14 protein-coding genes and 1 pseudogene are annotated in these 14,493 nt (G+C 66.6%); 7 read left to right on the top strand and 8 right to left on the bottom strand.

Translation table 11 applies throughout. The annotated features are described in order from the left end of the window. Positions 1-39 precede the first annotated feature (39 nt). The 4 genes from WS91_RS18485 to WS91_RS18500 all read left to right on the top strand — a co-directional run bounded on the left by WS91_RS18485 (position 40) and on the right by WS91_RS18500 (position 3,514). Positions 40-1,407 (top strand): DUF3426 domain-containing protein, encoded by a 1,368-nt coding sequence (locus WS91_RS18485; RefSeq protein ID WP_059670743.1) that lies wholly within the window; start codon positions 40-42, stop codon positions 1,405-1,407. Between the two features lie 67 nt (positions 1,408-1,474). After that, positions 1,475-1,978: a thiol peroxidase gene (gene tpx / locus WS91_RS18490; RefSeq protein ID WP_038754541.1), complete on the top strand. Its 504-nt coding sequence runs from the start codon at positions 1,475-1,477 to the stop codon at positions 1,976-1,978. Between the two features lie 100 nt (positions 1,979-2,078). Further along, complete coding sequence (locus tag WS91_RS18495; RefSeq protein WP_059583287.1) at positions 2,079-3,017, top strand: carbohydrate kinase family protein; 939 nt, start codon at positions 2,079-2,081, stop codon at positions 3,015-3,017. 23 nt (positions 3,018-3,040) lie between these two features. Next, complete coding sequence (locus WS91_RS18500; RefSeq protein ID WP_038754372.1) at positions 3,041-3,514, top strand: glycine zipper 2TM domain-containing protein; 474 nt, start codon at positions 3,041-3,043, stop codon at positions 3,512-3,514. A gap of 245 nt (positions 3,515-3,759) precedes the next feature. Here WS91_RS18500 and WS91_RS18505 read toward each other — a convergent pair whose 3' ends face one another. The 4 genes from WS91_RS18505 to WS91_RS18515 form a co-directional block, all read right to left on the bottom strand. Next, the gene (locus tag WS91_RS18505) at positions 3,760-4,359 is read right to left on the bottom strand and encodes a histone H1-like DNA-binding protein (RefSeq protein WP_038754376.1); all 600 of its coding nucleotides are present in this window, start codon (positions 4,357-4,359) and stop codon (positions 3,760-3,762) included. A gap of 28 nt (positions 4,360-4,387) precedes the next feature. Then, positions 4,388-4,714 carry a hypothetical protein gene (locus WS91_RS33635; protein ID WP_081990071.1) on the bottom strand — a complete coding sequence of 109 codons (327 nt, stop codon included), beginning with the start codon at positions 4,712-4,714 and terminating at the stop codon, positions 4,388-4,390. 78 nt (positions 4,715-4,792) lie between these two features. After that, on the bottom strand, positions 4,793-6,007 hold the full coding sequence (locus tag WS91_RS18510; RefSeq protein ID WP_038754379.1) for a ribonucleotide-diphosphate reductase subunit beta: 1,215 nt from the start codon (positions 6,005-6,007) through the stop codon (positions 4,793-4,795). Between the two features lie 367 nt (positions 6,008-6,374). Beyond that, positions 6,375-9,362: a ribonucleoside-diphosphate reductase subunit alpha gene (locus WS91_RS18515; RefSeq protein WP_059670744.1), complete on the bottom strand. Its 2,988-nt coding sequence runs from the start codon at positions 9,360-9,362 to the stop codon at positions 6,375-6,377. Positions 9,363-9,386: 24 nt separating this feature from the next. Here WS91_RS18515 and WS91_RS37985 point away from each other — a divergent pair. Next, positions 9,387-9,669 (top strand): annotated as a pseudogene (locus tag WS91_RS37985) (hypothetical protein). Between the two features lie 150 nt (positions 9,670-9,819). On the opposite strand, the gene ampD reads toward WS91_RS37985, so the two are convergent. The 3 genes from ampD to WS91_RS18530 are packed head-to-tail and all read right to left on the bottom strand — an operon-like array spanning position 9,820 to position 11,640. After that, positions 9,820-10,410 carry a 1,6-anhydro-N-acetylmuramyl-L-alanine amidase AmpD gene (gene ampD, locus WS91_RS18520; RefSeq protein WP_059670745.1) on the bottom strand — a complete coding sequence of 197 codons (591 nt, stop codon included), beginning with the start codon at positions 10,408-10,410 and terminating at the stop codon, positions 9,820-9,822. Next, positions 10,407-10,727: a PP0621 family protein gene (locus tag WS91_RS18525; protein WP_038754389.1), complete on the bottom strand. Its 321-nt coding sequence runs from the start codon at positions 10,725-10,727 to the stop codon at positions 10,407-10,409. Before WS91_RS18525 ends, ampD begins: the two co-directional genes overlap by 4 nt. A gap of 13 nt (positions 10,728-10,740) precedes the next feature. Further along, complete coding sequence (locus WS91_RS18530; RefSeq protein ID WP_059583279.1) at positions 10,741-11,640, bottom strand: cytochrome C assembly family protein; 900 nt, start codon at positions 11,638-11,640, stop codon at positions 10,741-10,743. Positions 11,641-11,727: 87 nt separating this feature from the next. Between WS91_RS18530 and ffh the strand changes: the two genes are divergently transcribed. Beyond that, positions 11,728-13,095: a signal recognition particle protein gene (gene ffh / locus WS91_RS18535; RefSeq protein WP_059583276.1), complete on the top strand. Its 1,368-nt coding sequence runs from the start codon at positions 11,728-11,730 to the stop codon at positions 13,093-13,095. A gap of 97 nt (positions 13,096-13,192) precedes the next feature. After that, positions 13,193-13,744, top strand: a complete 552-nt coding sequence (locus tag WS91_RS18540) for a hypoxanthine-guanine phosphoribosyltransferase (RefSeq protein WP_038754398.1) — start codon at positions 13,193-13,195, stop codon at positions 13,742-13,744. Between the two features lie 132 nt (positions 13,745-13,876). Here the strand turns inward: WS91_RS18540 and WS91_RS18545 are convergent, their stop codons facing one another. Then, the gene (locus tag WS91_RS18545) at positions 13,877-14,479 is read right to left on the bottom strand and encodes a MarC family protein (protein WP_038754400.1); all 603 of its coding nucleotides are present in this window, start codon (positions 14,477-14,479) and stop codon (positions 13,877-13,879) included. Between the last annotated feature and the right edge of the window lie 14 nt (positions 14,480-14,493).

Below are 14,493 nucleotides of genomic sequence, written 5' to 3' on the forward strand. Positions count from 1 at the left end.
CTGTCCTTCACTCAGGCCCCGCTGGCTGCCCGGCTGACCATGCTCCTCGCAACGCGCTGCCCTCATTGTGAAACCGTCTTCCGACTGCAGCGGGAACAGCTCGCGCTGCACGACGGTCTCGTGCGCTGCGGCCACTGCCAGCAGGTGTTCGACGCGGCGCGCTCGCTCGTGCCTGCCGAGCACGAGGCGGCCGCTGCGCAAACGGCGCCGTACGCGCAACAGCAGCCGGCGCCGCAGCGCCTGTTCGATGCAACGTCGCCTGATCGACGTCCGCTCGAAGCCGGTCATCGCGATTTCGCGCCGGGCGCATGGGACATGTGGGCGCCATGGCTCGACGGCGTCGTCGATCCGAAGCTGCAGGTGACGAGCGCAAGCGCCGCGGCCCCGCCGAACGGCGCGGCTGCGATGCAAGGCGCGGCGGAACAAACGCGCGAGCCCGAAGCCGACGCGCCGGCGCACGAAGCGCCTGGCGCGCCCGAAGCCCCCGAAGCCCCCGAATTCTCCGAAACCGAAGCGCAAGCCGCGCAAACGCCGTCGCCCGCCGAACGCGCGGCGCACGTGCCGCCCGCGGCCGCTCCTGGCGCGCATGCAACCCGAACGCCCGACGTCGACTTGCCCGCCGTCGGCACGCGCGAATTTCCGCCGCCGCCGCACCCGGCGCCCGATCTCGATCACCGCGTGACCGCCGAGCGCGAGCCGGAAGCCGCGCACGCCTTCGGCCCGCGGCACGACGATGCGGCCGAACCCGTGCTCGCGTCGCCCTCGGCCGCAGCCGCGGCGCTCGCCGATACCGCGCACGATCGCGAGCCGCGCTTCGGCGCGGCGGCATCGCCCCGAACGCAGGCCGAGCCGTTCGCGGCAACGCCCGAAGCCGACGAGCGCGAGCATTTCGCGATGACCCGCGAAGCCCGCGCGAATGCCGCGCGCGGCGGCTTCGCGCGCGCGCTCGGCATGAGCGTCGCACTGGCGCTCGCCGCGCTGCTCGCCGCGCAGCTCGCATGGTGGCAACGCGAGACGATCACGATCTATTGGCCGTCGACCGAGCCGCTCTTCAAGCAGGCATGCACCGCGCTCGGCTGCACGGTCGCGCCGCCGCGCGCGATCGACGGTCTGCGGCTCGACGCGTCCGACCTGCGCCAGCTCGACGGCCCGCGCCTCCTCGAGCTGAAGGTGCCGCTCACGAATCGCTACCGCGTCGCGCTCGCCTATCCGTCGATCGAGCTCACGCTGCTCGACGAAGCGAACAACATCACCGCGCGCCGCGTGCTCGCGCCGCGCGACTACGCGCGCCCCGGCACGCGCATCGAAGCGGGCATGCCCGCCGGCGCGACGCAGACGATGATCGTCCGCATCGAGACGAACGGCGTCGCCGCGTCGAACTTCCGCGTCCAGATCTTCTATCCGTAACGCGCCGCGAAGCGGCGCGTGGCCTCAACCCGTGCGCCGCATCGGCGCACACATTTGGAGCACGAACATGAGCAAAGTCACGCTGGGTGGCAACCCGATCGAAATCGCCGGCACGTTCCCGGCAGTCGGCTCGCAGGCCCCCGACTTCAAGCTGGTCGGCAAGGATCTCGCGGACGTGTCGCTGGCGAGCTTCGCCGGCAAGCGCAAGGTGCTGAACATCGTCCCGAGCCTCGACACGCCGACCTGCGCGACGTCGACTCGCAAGTTCAACGAAGCGGCGAGCAAGCTCGACAACACCGTCGTCATCGTCGTGTCGGCGGATCTGCCGTTCGCGGCAACCCGCTTCTGCACGACGGAAGGCCTCGCGAACGTGATCACCGCGTCGACGTTCCGCGGCGGCCGCGCATTCGCCGACGCGTACGGCGTGAACGTGACGAGCGGTCCGCTCGACGGCCTGACCGCGCGCGCGGTCGTCGTGATCGACGAGAACGACAAGGTGACGCACACCGAGCTCGTCGGCGAAATCAAGAACGAGCCGAACTACGACGCCGCCCTCGCCGCACTGAAGTAAGCCGCACCGAACGGCCGCGACGCGCCCCGCCCGCCAGCCGCGCGACGGGCGAAACGCGCGGCGCGGCCGCCCTTCCACCTTCTCTACAGGAACGCACACCTTGGCTACGCTGATCTGCGGTTCGATCGCCTACGACAACATCATGACCTTCGAAGGGCGCTTTCGCGAGCACATCCTGCCCGACCAGGTGCACCTCATCAATCTGAGTTTCCTCGTGCCGACGATGCGCCGCGAGTTCGGCGGCTGCGCGGGCAACATCGCCTATGCGCTGAATCTGCTCGGCGGCGACGCGCGGATGATGGGCACGCTCGGCGCGATCGACGCGCAGCCGTACCTCGACCGCCTCGACGCGCTCGGCCTCGCGCGCGACTACGTGCGCGTGCTGCCCGACACGTACTCGGCGCAGGCGATGATCACCACCGACCTCGACAACAACCAGATCGCCGCCTTCCACCCGGGTGCGATGATGCAGTCGCACGTGAACCACGCGGGCGAAGCGAAGGGCATCAAGCTCGCGATCGTCGCGCCGGACGGCTTCCAGGGGATGGTCCAGCACACCGAGGAGCTCGCGCAGGCGGGCGTGCCGTTCATTTTCGATCCGGGTCAGGGTTTGCCCCTCTTCGACGGCGCTACCTTGCGCCGCAGCATTGAACTTGCGACTTACATTGCTGTCAACGATTACGAAGCCAAGCTGGTGTGCGACAAGACGGGTTGGTCCGAAGACGAAATCGCCAGCCGGGTTCAGGCGCTCATCATCACGCGCGGCGAGCACGGCGCGACGGTCCGCCATCGCGACGGCGAAGAGCAGATCCCGGCCGTGAAGGCCGATCGGATCGTCGATCCGACCGGCTGCGGCGACGCGTTCCGCGGCGGCTTGCTGCATGGAATCGAGCACGGCTTCGACTGGGCGACGACGGGGCGCCTCGCGAGCCTGATGGGCTCGCTGAAGATCGCGCACCAGGGTCCGCAAACGTACACGCTGACTCGCGCGGAAATCGATGAGCGTTTCGAGACCGCGTTCGGCTACAGTCCGAAGTGAATCTTGTTTGGAGAAGATGAAACATGTTGACCAGGAAAACCCTCACGCTCGCCGCGATGCTGACCGCGACGGTGACGCTCGCAGGCTGCTTCACGCCGCCGGGTTCGGCCGACGTTTATAGCGTCGGCCAGGCGCAGCGCGAGCAGACCGTGCGGATGGGCACGGTCGAAACCGTCCGCGCAGTGCGGATTCAGGGCGACGGCGGCGGCGGCGCGCTCGGCACGCTCGGCGGCGGCGCGCTCGGCGCGGTCGCCGGCAGCGCGATCGGCGGCGGTCGCGGCTCGGTGCTGACCGCGATCGCGGGCGGCATCGCCGGCGCGGTCGCGGGCAACGCGGTCGGCCAGGGCCTCAGCTCGGCGAACGGCGTCGAAATCACCGTGCGCCTCGACAACGGCGACCTGCGCTCGATCACGCAGGCAGCGACGCCCGAAGCGTTCCGCGCGGGCGAGCGCGTGCGACTGCTGTCGAGCGGCGGCGTGACTCGCGTCACGCACTGATCGGCGCGCCGGCGAGCACGCCCGGCGCCCCGAAGCACGATGCGGCGCGAGCCGCACAGCCAAAAAACGCATGTGCCTCTGCGCGCGTGCGTTTTTTTATGCGCCTGCGGATAACCCGCCACGCACCGCTGCCGGCCTCGACATGAAAAAATCCCGCCACCGGCGAGCCGATGACGGGATCTCGATCGAGTAGGACTACTCGATTCAGGACACAGCGAATGTGTCCGTCTGGGCGCAGCGAGTCTTTACGGACGGCTGCCGGTCGGGAACGGCCATGCCGCTGCCGGGTTGAGCGCGGTCTTCACGCCCGATGCCGGAGCAACCGATGCCGTCGACGCCGTCGTCGCCGGCGCAGCCTTCTTCACGACCGCCTTCTTCGGCGCAGCCGCCTTCTTTGCGGGCGCAGCCTTCTTCGCAGGCGCGGCCTTCTTCGCAGCAGCCTTCTTCGCAGGCGCGGCCTTCTTCGCGGCAGCCTTCTTCGCCGGCGCCTTCTTCGCGGCAACCTTCTTCGCCGCGACCTTCTTCACTGCGACTTTCTTCGCAGCGGCCTTCTTCGCCGGCGCCTTCTTCGCGGCGACCTTCTTCGCAGCAACCTTCTTCGCCGCGACCTTCTTCACTGCGACTTTCTTCGCAGCAGCCTTCTTCGCCGGCGCCTTCTTCGCGGCAACCTTCTTCGCTGCGACCTTCTTCGCCGGTGCCGCCTTCTTGGCAGCGACCTTCTTCACCGCGACCTTCTTCGCAGCAACCTTCTTCACCGCTGCCTTCTTGGCCGGTGCGGCCTTCTTGGCAGCAACCTTCTTCGCGGCAGCCTTCTTGGCAGCCGGCTTCTTCTTGGCAAGTGCCATCATTTTCTCCTTCAGGTTCAGATGAGAGTCAGTTCAAACTACACCCTTCGTCAAAACCCGCTTCCCGCGGACGTCTATCAGAACGTGCGCTGCGAAGCGGGCTATTCATCGGCGTACGCGGATGACGCTTGCTTACGCTAATGAATACGGTATGGCGCACCGTGCCGCTCGGCACCGCGCGCCAAATCAAGTCGGCGACCGGCGCGCCCTGCGCCGCCGCCCCTAATCGCTTGATCGAGCCGGCGGCCGCTCGGCCGCCCGCTTTTTCCGGAGGGAAGTTTGCCCATCCCACTGAAGGGTTCGCAAAGTGCCTGTCGTGTACTTGGGCCCTTGAGGCGCCGGACATGCTTTGCATCAGGCGTTCTTGCTCCTAAACCTTGTGCCGGGCACGGCGCCCGGCATCCACATCGTTACTCGTCGACTGCGCGCCGGGTCACTCCCACGACAGCGCGCCGCCCGTCTGATACTCGATCACCCGCGTCTCGAAGAAGTTGCGTTCCTTCTTCAAGTCGATCATCTCGCTCATCCACGGAAACGGGTTTTCCTCGTTCGGGAACAGCGGATCGAGGCCGATCTGCTGGCAGCGGCGATTGCAGATGAAGCGCAGGTAGCTCTTGAACATCGACGCGTTCAGGCCCAGCACGCCGCGCGGCATCGTGTCCTCCGCGTAGCGATACTCGAGATCGACGGCGTGCTTGAACAGCTCGCGGATCTCGGCGCGGAATTCGGCCGTCCACAGGTGCGGGTTCTCGAGCTTGATCTGGTTGATCAAGTCGATCCCGAAGTTGCAGTGCATCGACTCGTCGCGGAGGATGTACTGATATTGCTCCGCCGCGCCCGTCATCTTGTTCTGACGGCCGAGCGCGAGAATTTGCGTGAAGCCGACGTAGAAGAACAGGCCTTCCATGACGCACGCGAACACGATCAGCGACTTCAGCAGCTTCTGATCGGCTTCCAGCGTGCCCGTCTTGAAAGCCGGGTCGGTCAGCGTATGGATGAACGGAATCAGGAACTCGTCCTTCGCGCGGATCGACTCGACCTCGTGGTACGCGTTGAAGATCTCGCCTTCGTCGAGGCCGAGCGATTCGACAATATATTGGTACGCGTGCGTGTGGATCGCCTCTTCGAACGCCTGTCGCAGCAGGAACTGCCGGCACTCCGGCGCCGTGATGTGGCGGTACGTGCCGAGCACGATGTTGTTCGCCGCGAGCGAATCGGCCGTCACGAAGAAGCCGAGGTTGCGCTTGACGATCCGGCGCTCGTCTTCCGTCAGGCCGTTCGGGTCCTTCCACAGCGCGATGTCGCGGGACATGTTGATTTCCTGCGGCATCCAGTGATTCGCGCAGCCGGCCAAGTACTTCTCCCACGCCCACTTGTACTTGAACGGCACGAGCTGATTGACGTCGGTCTGGCCGTTGATGATGCGCTTGTCGGCGACGTTGACGCGCGCTTCCGAAGCGACGGCTGCCGGCGCATGCGGCGCTACCGCGAAATCGCCCGCGAAGATGTCGCGCGCCGACGAAGCTTGATGAGCGGCAGGCACCGCAGCCTGCAATCCGACGGCCATTCCTGCGGGGTCGCGCATCGCGTTTTGCTGCGCTCCGCTCGCGGGAGTTACGGCAGTCTTCTCGTCATCCCAGTTGAGCATAAATTCTCACCATCAATTTAGATCGGTTTGTACCATCTTTTCCTGAGCGATAAAAGGGTTCGCTCACGAAAAATCCTTTTTTCGATTCGCGTTGCGACCTCGATACAACACTTTGAGCAACGCATCGTCATTCATGCGGAGCGCGATGTGTGCCGCACGTGATTCGCGAGGTGCGCTCGACGCATCGAACGCGGATCGAAACGCGACGTCGTCGGGGCTGTTTCGATCACTCTTCCTGCTCGCTGCAACGCGTTCGCTGCGTTACAGATTCCTTATCATTTTTTTTAGTAGAGAGCGGCGCGCACTTCAACCTTTATCGGTCTTCGCCACGCGCCGCTCGCGCTCTTTGCGCGCTACGCGCGCCGCATCACTGGCACGCTTCGCACTCTTCGAAGCCCGGATCGCCCGGGCGCATCGTGCACACCGGACCGTCCGCTTCGATCGGCGCCGCGCTCAGCGCACCCGACTGCGCATCGCCGCCCGCCGCGCCGAAACCACCCGCCGCGCCTTGCGCGCCGCCCGCGGCACCGCCGCTCGAGCCGCCCGAAGTCGGCACCGCGTTCAGCGCGCCGTGCGCGACCGTCGACTTCTCGACGTGCGTCGCCGCCATCGTGCGCAGGTAGTACGTCGTCTTCAGGCCACGCAGCCACGCGAGCTTGTAGACCTCGTCGAGCTTCTTGCCCGACGCGCCGCCCATGTAGATGTTCAGCGACTGCGCCTGGTCGATCCACTTCTGACGGCGCGACGCCGCCTCGACGAGCCACTTCGGATCGACTTCGAACGCGGTCGCGTAGATCGCGCGCAGGTCGGCGGGGATACGGTCGATGCGCGACAGCATGCCGTCGAAGTACTTCAGGTCGGCGACCATCACCTCGTCCCACAGGCCGCGCTCCTTCAGGTCGCGCACCAGGTACTCGTTGACCACCGTGAATTCGCCCGACAGGTTCGACTTCACGTACAGGTTCTGGAAGGTCGGCTCGATGCACGCCGACACGCCGATGATGTTCGAGATCGTCGCCGTCGGCGCGATCGCGACGCAGTTCGAGTTGCGCATGCCGAACGAGTCGATCCGCGCGCGCAGCGCCGGCCAGTCGAGCGTTGCGCTCGTGTCGACCTCGACGTAGCCGCCGCGGGCTTCCGTCAGCAGCTTCAGCGTGTCCTGCGGGAGGATGCCGCGATCCCACAGCGAGCCGCGGTAGCTCGAGTAGCGGCCGCGCTCTTCGGCGAGCTCGGTCGACGCGTAGTACGCGTAGTAGCAGACCGCTTCCATCGAGCGATCGGCGAATTCGACCGCCTCCTCCGACGCGTACGGCGTGCGCAGCAGGTGCAGGCAGTCCTGGAAGCCCATGATGCCGAGGCCGACCGGACGGTGCTTCAGGTTCGAGTTGCGCGCCTTCGCGACCGCGTAATAATTGATGTCGATGACGTTGTCGAGCATCCGCATCGCGACGCCGACCGTGCGCTTGAGCTTTTCCTGGTCCAGCGCGTAGCTGCCGTCGGCCTGCTTCGCGAGGTGCGCGACGAGGTTCACCGAGCCGAGGTTGCAGACGGCGATCTCGGTGTCGCTCGTGTTCAGCGTGATTTCCGTGCACAGGTTCGACGAGTGGACGACGCCGACGTGCTGTTGCGGCGAACGCACGTTGCACGGGTCCTTGAACGTGATCCACGGGTGGCCGGTCTCGAACAGCATCCCGAGCATCTTGCGCCAGAGCTGCTGCGCCGGAATCCTCTTGAACAGCTTGATCTCGCCGCGCGCGACCTTCTCTTCGTAGCCGACGTACGCCGCCTCGAACTCGGCGCCGAACTTGTCGTGCAGGTCCGGGCAGGTCGACGGCGAGAACAACGTCCAGTCGCCGCCTTCCATCACGCGCTTCATGAACAGGTCGGGAATCCAGTTCGCCGTGTTCATGTCGTGCGTGCGGCGGCGGTCGTCGCCCGTGTTCTTGCGCAGCTCGAGGAATTCCTCGATGTCGAGGTGCCACGACTCCAGGTACGCGCACACCGCGCCCTTGCGCTTGCCGCCCTGGTTCACCGCGACCGCCGTGTCGTTGACGACCTTCAGGAACGGCACCACGCCTTGCGACTTGCCGTTCGTGCCCTTGATATGCGAGCCGAGCGCACGCACGCGGGTCCAGTCGTTGCCGAGGCCGCCCGCGAATTTCGACAGCAGCGCGTTGTCCTTCAGCGCTTCATAGATGCCGTCGAGATCGTCCGCGACCGTCGTCAGGTAGCACGACGACAGCTGCGAGCGGCGCGTGCCCGAGTTGAAGAGCGTCGGCGTCGAGCTCATGAAGTCGAAGCTCGACAGCACGTTGTAAAACTCGATCGCGCGCGCTTCGCGGTCGATCTCGTTCAGCGCGAGGCCCATCGCGACGCGCATGAAGAACGCCTGCGGCATCTCGATGCGGGTGCCGTCGACGTGCAGGAAGTAGCGGTCGTACAGCGTCTGCAGGCCGAGGTAGCCGAACTGCAGGTCGCGGCTCGCGTCGAGCGCGTCGCCGAGGCGCTTCAGGTCGAACTGCAGCAGTTTGTCGTCGAGCAGCTCGGCTTCGACGCCGCGCTTCAGGAACTGCGGGAAATACTCGGCGTAGCGCGTCGACATTTCCGCCTGCGTCACTTCCTCGCCGAGGATCTCGCGGCGGATCGTGTGCAGCAGGATGCGCGCCGTGACCTGGCTGTACGCCGGGTCCTTCTCGATCATCGTGCGCGCGGCCAGGATCGCCGAGTCGTAGACCTGGGTCATCGGCACGCCGTCGTACAGGTTCTTGACCGTTTCCGAGACGATCGGCTCCGGGCTCACCGCGTCGCCCAGGCCTTCGCACGCCGACACGATCAGCGCGCGCAGCGCGTTCAGGTCGAGCGCACGCGTGACGCCGTTGTCCGTCACGTTGATGCCGCCGCCCGTCGACGATTCGACGGCCGCCGCCTCGCCCGCGTGAACGCGCTCGAGGTGGCGCTTCTCGCGATACAGCACGTACGCGCGCGCGACGTTGTGCTCGCCGCCGCGCATCAGCGCGAGCTCGACCTGATCCTGAATGTCTTCAATATGGAACGTGCCGCCGTTCGGGCGGCTGCGCACAAGCGCGCGCACGACGGATTGCGTCAGTTGCTCGACGAGCTCGCGCACGCGTGCCGACGCGGCGCCCTGGCCGCCGTTGACGGCCAGGAACGCCTTCGTCACCGCGATCGCGATCTTCGACGGTTCGAACGACACCACGCTGCCGTTGCGGCGGATCACCTTGTAGTCGGCGTACGTCGTCTGCGACGCAATTGCCGGCGCGCCTTGCGCGCCCCCGGCGAGAGAGCGGCTCGCCGCGCTCTCGAATTGGGACGTCGCGTTGTCGGTGGTTTGCATGGGCAAAACTCCTGGTGTTGGGTGATGCGGCAGGAACCGCGGATTAAAACGAACGGTGCGCCACAAGGTGCGCGAGCGGTAAGACGCGGAAGAAGCGGCTGCCTTGCCGGTTGGGTCCGAACGACGCGCTTGATTCGACACTGGTCTTCTTCATGCGCATCGCGCCCCCGGCTGCACTTTTCCACGTGGGTCGCAGCGCGCCGGACCGCTGGCCGGATGCGCCGCATTGAGAATGTCGCGTTCCGGCGGCAACGCCGGGACTGCGGTCGGGAACGGAAAATGCCCCCGATCGACACACTATATGTAGTGCCGAACTGCTCGATTGGCCCAAAGTATAGTGGAGCCTCGCGCGAGCGCCAAAGGAAAAATTTGCTCGCGGTCTATTGACAAGCGCGATACGCCGACGCGACAAGGCGCGGCCACTGCAACGATGCGGCGCGTGTCAAAAAGACCCCGCTCAGTGCTTCCGATAGGGAAAGTATCGCGGCGGGAAACCGGCATCGTCTGCAAGACGTTGCCAATCGAAGTGCGGACCGGGATCGGTCTTGCGTCCGGGCGCGACATGCTCGTGGCCCGCGAACGCATCGATCGGGTAATGCGCGGCGAGCGCGCGCGCGAGCGCGGCGAGCGTCGCGTATTGCGGCGCATCGAACGCGACGTCGTCCGCGCCTTCGAGCTCGATGCCAATTGAAAAATCGTTACAGCGCTCGCGGCCGAAGAAGCTCGACGCGCCCGCGTGCCAAGCGCGCGCGTCGCACGACACGAACTGGATCAGCGCACCGTCGCGCCGGATCAGGAAATGCGCGGAGACCCGCACGCCGCGCAGGTGCGCGGCGTAGTACGGATGCGCGTCGCAGTCGAGACGATTCTGGAACAGCTCGACGATCGCGTCGCCACCGAACTCGCCGGGAGGCAGACTGATGTTGTGGATCACCACGAGCGAAGGCACGGCGCCGTCGGGCCGCGCCTCGAAATTCGGCGACGGCTCGCGCCGCACGCCGTCGACCCAGCCGTCGGCGTCGACGGTGAAGCGCCGCACGTCGCTCATGGTTCGCTGCGGCCGCCCGAATGCGCGGCGTGGCGCGCCGCGTGCTCCGGACTGCAGAAATACTCGCCGCCTGCGGCGACTGCATCGCTCTTCGGCGCATGCACGCCGCACTCCGCGCAGCGGACCATCGGCTCCGGCAGCGCGGCGTCGCGCGCGCGGCCCGCATGAGCCGCGCCGCCCGGGCCTGACGCGGAATCCGCGGTGTGGCCCGCGCCGCCCGCGAACGGGCCGTCGCCGCGTGCCTGCGCCCGGCGAATCTTTCTCGCGAGCCACGAGCTCGCGAAGAACAGCACGATGAGAAGAAGGATTTGTCGCATCGAGATCAGGTGATCAAACCACGGAACGGTGCAGCAGCACCTCGAGAACGAAGCGGCTGCCGACGTAGGCGAGCAGCAGCGCGACGAACGACGCGAGCACCCAGCGTGCCACGCCGCGGCCTCGCCAGCCGGACGTCTTGTGCGCGACGAGGAGCCCGCCGAACATCAGCCAGGACAGGATCGCGAACACGGTCTTGTGATCGAGCTTGAGCGCGCGCGCGTCAATCTGCTCGCTGAACAGGATGCCCGTCGCGAGCGTCAGCGTGAGCAGGACGAAGCCCGCGCCGATGAGGCGAAACAGCAGCTTCTCGAGCGTCAGGAGCGGCGGCAGCGTGTCGAGCCAGCCGGCGACCCAGCCCGCCGACTCGCGAAACCCGTCGCGCCGCAGCGCGTGCAGACGCCGCTCGACCATCAGCATCAGCACCGCGTGGAGCGCCGCGATCGCGAAGAGCCCATACGCGATGTTCGCGATCAGGAAGTGCACCTTGAAGAGCGGCGCGGCCGCATACGGCAGCACGCGCACGCCGCCGAACGCGAGCGGCAGGAGCGACGCGACGCACGCGAGCGGCAGCACGAGAAGCCGCATGCCGTCGAGCGGAAAGAAGAAGCTCTCGACCCAGTAGATGCCGGCGCCGAGCCAGAACATCGCCGACAGCGCGAACGCGAAGCCGAACACCATCGCGTCGTGCGGGAAGATCGTCATGTGCAGCAGCACCCCGTGCGCGAGCAGCGCGGCGCCGAGAAGCGCGCGCCCGAGCCCGCCCATCCCGGGCGGCGCAGGTTCGCGCACGTGCGGAACGGACGGCACGCTCGCGACGAACGGCCCCGCCTCGCCCATGCGGCGCGTGCGCCAGCCGGCGACGGCGAGGCCGCCATACAGGAGCGCGGTGAGGGCATACAGTACAATATCCATGTTCGAAGTTTACACTAGGCCCCCTACCCGCGACGGCCGGCTTTTTGTCCCACTCGCGCCTGCGGGCTTCACTGTCCATCGCTCCCCATGCTCGACAATCTCACCCAACGGATGGCGCGCGTCGTCAAGACGCTGCGCGGCGAGGCCCGGCTCACCGAGGCGAACACCCAGGAGATGCTCCGCGAGGTGCGGCTTGCGCTCCTCGAAGCCGACGTCGCGCTGCCCGTCGTCCGCGACTTCATCGCGAAGGTCAAGGAAAAAGCGCTCGGCGAGGAGGTGATCAGCAGCCTGTCGCCCGGTCAGGCGCTCGTCGGCGTGGTCCAGAAGGAACTGACCGCCGTGATCGGCGGCGACTACGAAGGCAAGGCGGCCGAGCTGAACCTCGCCGTCACGCCGCCCGCGATCATCCTGATGGCGGGCCTGCAGGGCGCCGGCAAGACGACGACCGTCGGCAAGCTCGCGAAGCTCCTGCGCGAGAAGTACAAGAAGAAGGTGCTCACGGTCTCGTGCGACGTCTATCGCCCGGCCGCCATCGCGCAGCTGAAAACGGTGAGCGAGCAGGTCGGCGCCGACTTCTTCCCGTCGACGCCCGACCAGAAGCCCGTCGACATCGCAAACGCAGCCGTCGACTGGGCAAAGCGCCACTATCACGACGTGCTGCTCGTCGACACCGCGGGCCGCCTCGGCATCGACGAAGCGATGATGCAGGAGATCGCCGCGCTGCACGCGGCGCTCAAGCCAGTCGAGACGCTCTTCGTCGTCGACGCGATGCTCGGCCAGGACGCCGTCAACACCGCGAAGGCGTTCAACGACGCGCTGCCGCTCACGGGCGTCGTGCTGACGAAGCTCGACGGCGACTCGCGCGGCGGCGCCGCGCTGTCGGTGCGCCACGTGACGGGCAAGCCGATCAAGTTCGTCGGCGTCGCCGAAAAGCTCGACGGCCTCGAAGTGTTCCACCCCGACCGGATGGCGAACCGAATCCTCGGGATGGGCGACATCCTCGCGCTCGTCGAGGAAGCGCAGCGCGGCGTCGACATCCAGGCTGCGGAGAAGCTCGCCAACAAGGTGAAGAAAGGCGGCGACTTCGACCTGAACGACTTCCGCGCGCAAATCTCGCAAATGAAGAACATGGGCGGGCTGTCGTCGCTGATGGACAAGCTGCCCGCGCAGTTCCAGCAGGCCGCGGCCGGCGCCGACATGGGCCAGGCCGAAAAGCAGATCCGCCGGATGGAAGGCATCATCAGTTCGATGACGCCCGCCGAGCGCGCGAAGCCCGAGATCATCAAGGCGACGCGCAAGCGCCGGATCGCCGCGGGCGCGGGCGTGCCGGTGCAGGAAGTCAACCGGATGCTCAATCAGTACGACCAGATGCGCACGATGATGAAGAAGTTGAAGGGCGGCAACCTGCAGAAGATGATGCGCGGCATAAAGGGCATGATGCCCGGCCTGCGCTGATTCGCCGCGGCGCCGCGCGCGGGTATATGCTGTAGCACGTGGCGCCGCATTGTTTCATTCTTATTGGTACCCCAGACGAGACCGCTCGCCAGACCTCATGAATCGAGAAGAAGCCCTCCACATTTTCCAACACTCCGAAGAGATCGTCTCCGCCGACGAAGTCAACGCGTCGATCGGCAGGATGGCCGCGGAGATCCGCGGCCAGATCGGCGAGGAGTTTCCGCTCGTGCTGTCGGTGATGGGCGGTGCGGCGGTGTTCACCGGCATGCTGCTGCCGCACCTCGATTTCCCGCTCGAGTTCGACTACATCCACCTGACCCGCTACCGCAACACGACGAAGGGCAGCCCCGAGATGCATTGGCGCGTCGCGCCGCGCGAATCGGTGAAGGACCGCATCGTGCTCGTGCTCGACGACATCCTCGACGAAGGCGAAACGATGGCCGCGATCCGCGACCGCATCCTCGAGATGGGCGCGACGCGCTTCCTCTCCGCGGTGCTGTGCGAGAAGACGCTCACGAAGGCGAAGCCGCTGCATCCGGACTACTGCGGGTTCGCGGTGCCGGACCGCTACGTGTTCGGCTGCGGGATGGACGCGAAGGGCTACTGGCGCAACCTGCCGACGATCCGCGCGCTGACGGCGGACGTCTGACGCCCGCGCGGCGGCGTCGAGCGTCGCCCCGTCGGAAACAAAAAAGCGGCTCGCGCATCGTGCGCGAGCCGCTTTTCTTTATTAGGCGATCGATGGCGGCGCAAAGCGTCGGCCGATCGTCACGCCGGTTCGTCACAACTGGTGAACGAAGGTGCGGATGCCCGCCATCATCATCTCGACCGAAATCGCGACCAGCACGAGCCCCATCAGCCGCTCGAACGCAACCACCGTGCGCTCGCCGAGCCACTGCTGAATCCGCTCGGCGAGCACGAGCGTAACCGCGCAGACGAGCATCGTCACTGTCAGCGCGCCCGCCCATTCGAGCATCTTGCCCGGCGCCTGCGACGTGAGCAGCATCACCGTCGCGAGTGCCGACGGCCCGGCGAGCGCCGGAATCGCGAGCGGCACGATGAACGGCTCGCCGCCCGTGCGCGGATCGTTGCCGAGCGCGCCGTCCGGATGCGGGAAGATCATCCTGAGCGCGATCAGGAACAGCACGATCCCGCCGCCGATCCGCAGCGACAGGTCGGTCAGGCTCATCATCCGCAGGAAGCGGTCGCCGACGACCATGAAGAACAGCAGGATCACGAACGCGATCGCCACTTCGCGCAGGATGACCTTCACGCGCCGCTCGCGCGGCACGTCCCGCAGCGCGGCGATGACGAGCGGGATGTTGCCGAGCGGATCGGTGATGAGGACGAGAAGCACCGTCGCCGACAGGAAATTCGACTCCAACGCGCCTCCCTCTT

The organism is Burkholderia sp. MSMB1498, from assembly GCF_001526245.1.
Taxonomy (GTDB): domain Bacteria; phylum Pseudomonadota; class Gammaproteobacteria; order Burkholderiales; family Burkholderiaceae; genus Burkholderia; species Burkholderia savannae.

Coding starts and splice junctions, on each gene's coding strand:
- ffh (WP_059583276.1), top strand. CDS start 11,728: ATGCTCGACAATCTCACCCAACGGATGGCGCGCGTCGTCAAGACGCTG.
- WS91_RS18530 (WP_059583279.1), bottom strand. CDS start 11,640: ATGGATATTGTACTGTATGCCCTCACCGCGCTCCTGTATGGCGGCCTC.
- WS91_RS18485 (WP_059670743.1), top strand. CDS start 40: ATGCTCCTCGCAACGCGCTGCCCTCATTGTGAAACCGTCTTCCGACTG.
- ampD (WP_059670745.1), bottom strand. CDS start 10,410: ATGAGCGACGTGCGGCGCTTCACCGTCGACGCCGACGGCTGGGTCGAC.
- WS91_RS33635 (WP_081990071.1), bottom strand. CDS start 4,714: ATGCAAAGCATGTCCGGCGCCTCAAGGGCCCAAGTACACGACAGGCAC.
- tpx (WP_038754541.1), top strand. CDS start 1,475: ATGAGCAAAGTCACGCTGGGTGGCAACCCGATCGAAATCGCCGGCACG.
- WS91_RS18505 (WP_038754376.1), bottom strand. CDS start 4,359: ATGGCACTTGCCAAGAAGAAGCCGGCTGCCAAGAAGGCTGCCGCGAAG.
- WS91_RS18515 (WP_059670744.1), bottom strand. CDS start 9,362: ATGCAAACCACCGACAACGCGACGTCCCAATTCGAGAGCGCGGCGAGC.
- WS91_RS18525 (WP_038754389.1), bottom strand. CDS start 10,727: ATGCGACAAATCCTTCTTCTCATCGTGCTGTTCTTCGCGAGCTCGTGG.
- WS91_RS18540 (WP_038754398.1), top strand. CDS start 13,193: ATGAATCGAGAAGAAGCCCTCCACATTTTCCAACACTCCGAAGAGATC.
- WS91_RS18510 (WP_038754379.1), bottom strand. CDS start 6,007: ATGCTCAACTGGGATGACGAGAAGACTGCCGTAACTCCCGCGAGCGGA.
- WS91_RS18500 (WP_038754372.1), top strand. CDS start 3,041: ATGTTGACCAGGAAAACCCTCACGCTCGCCGCGATGCTGACCGCGACG.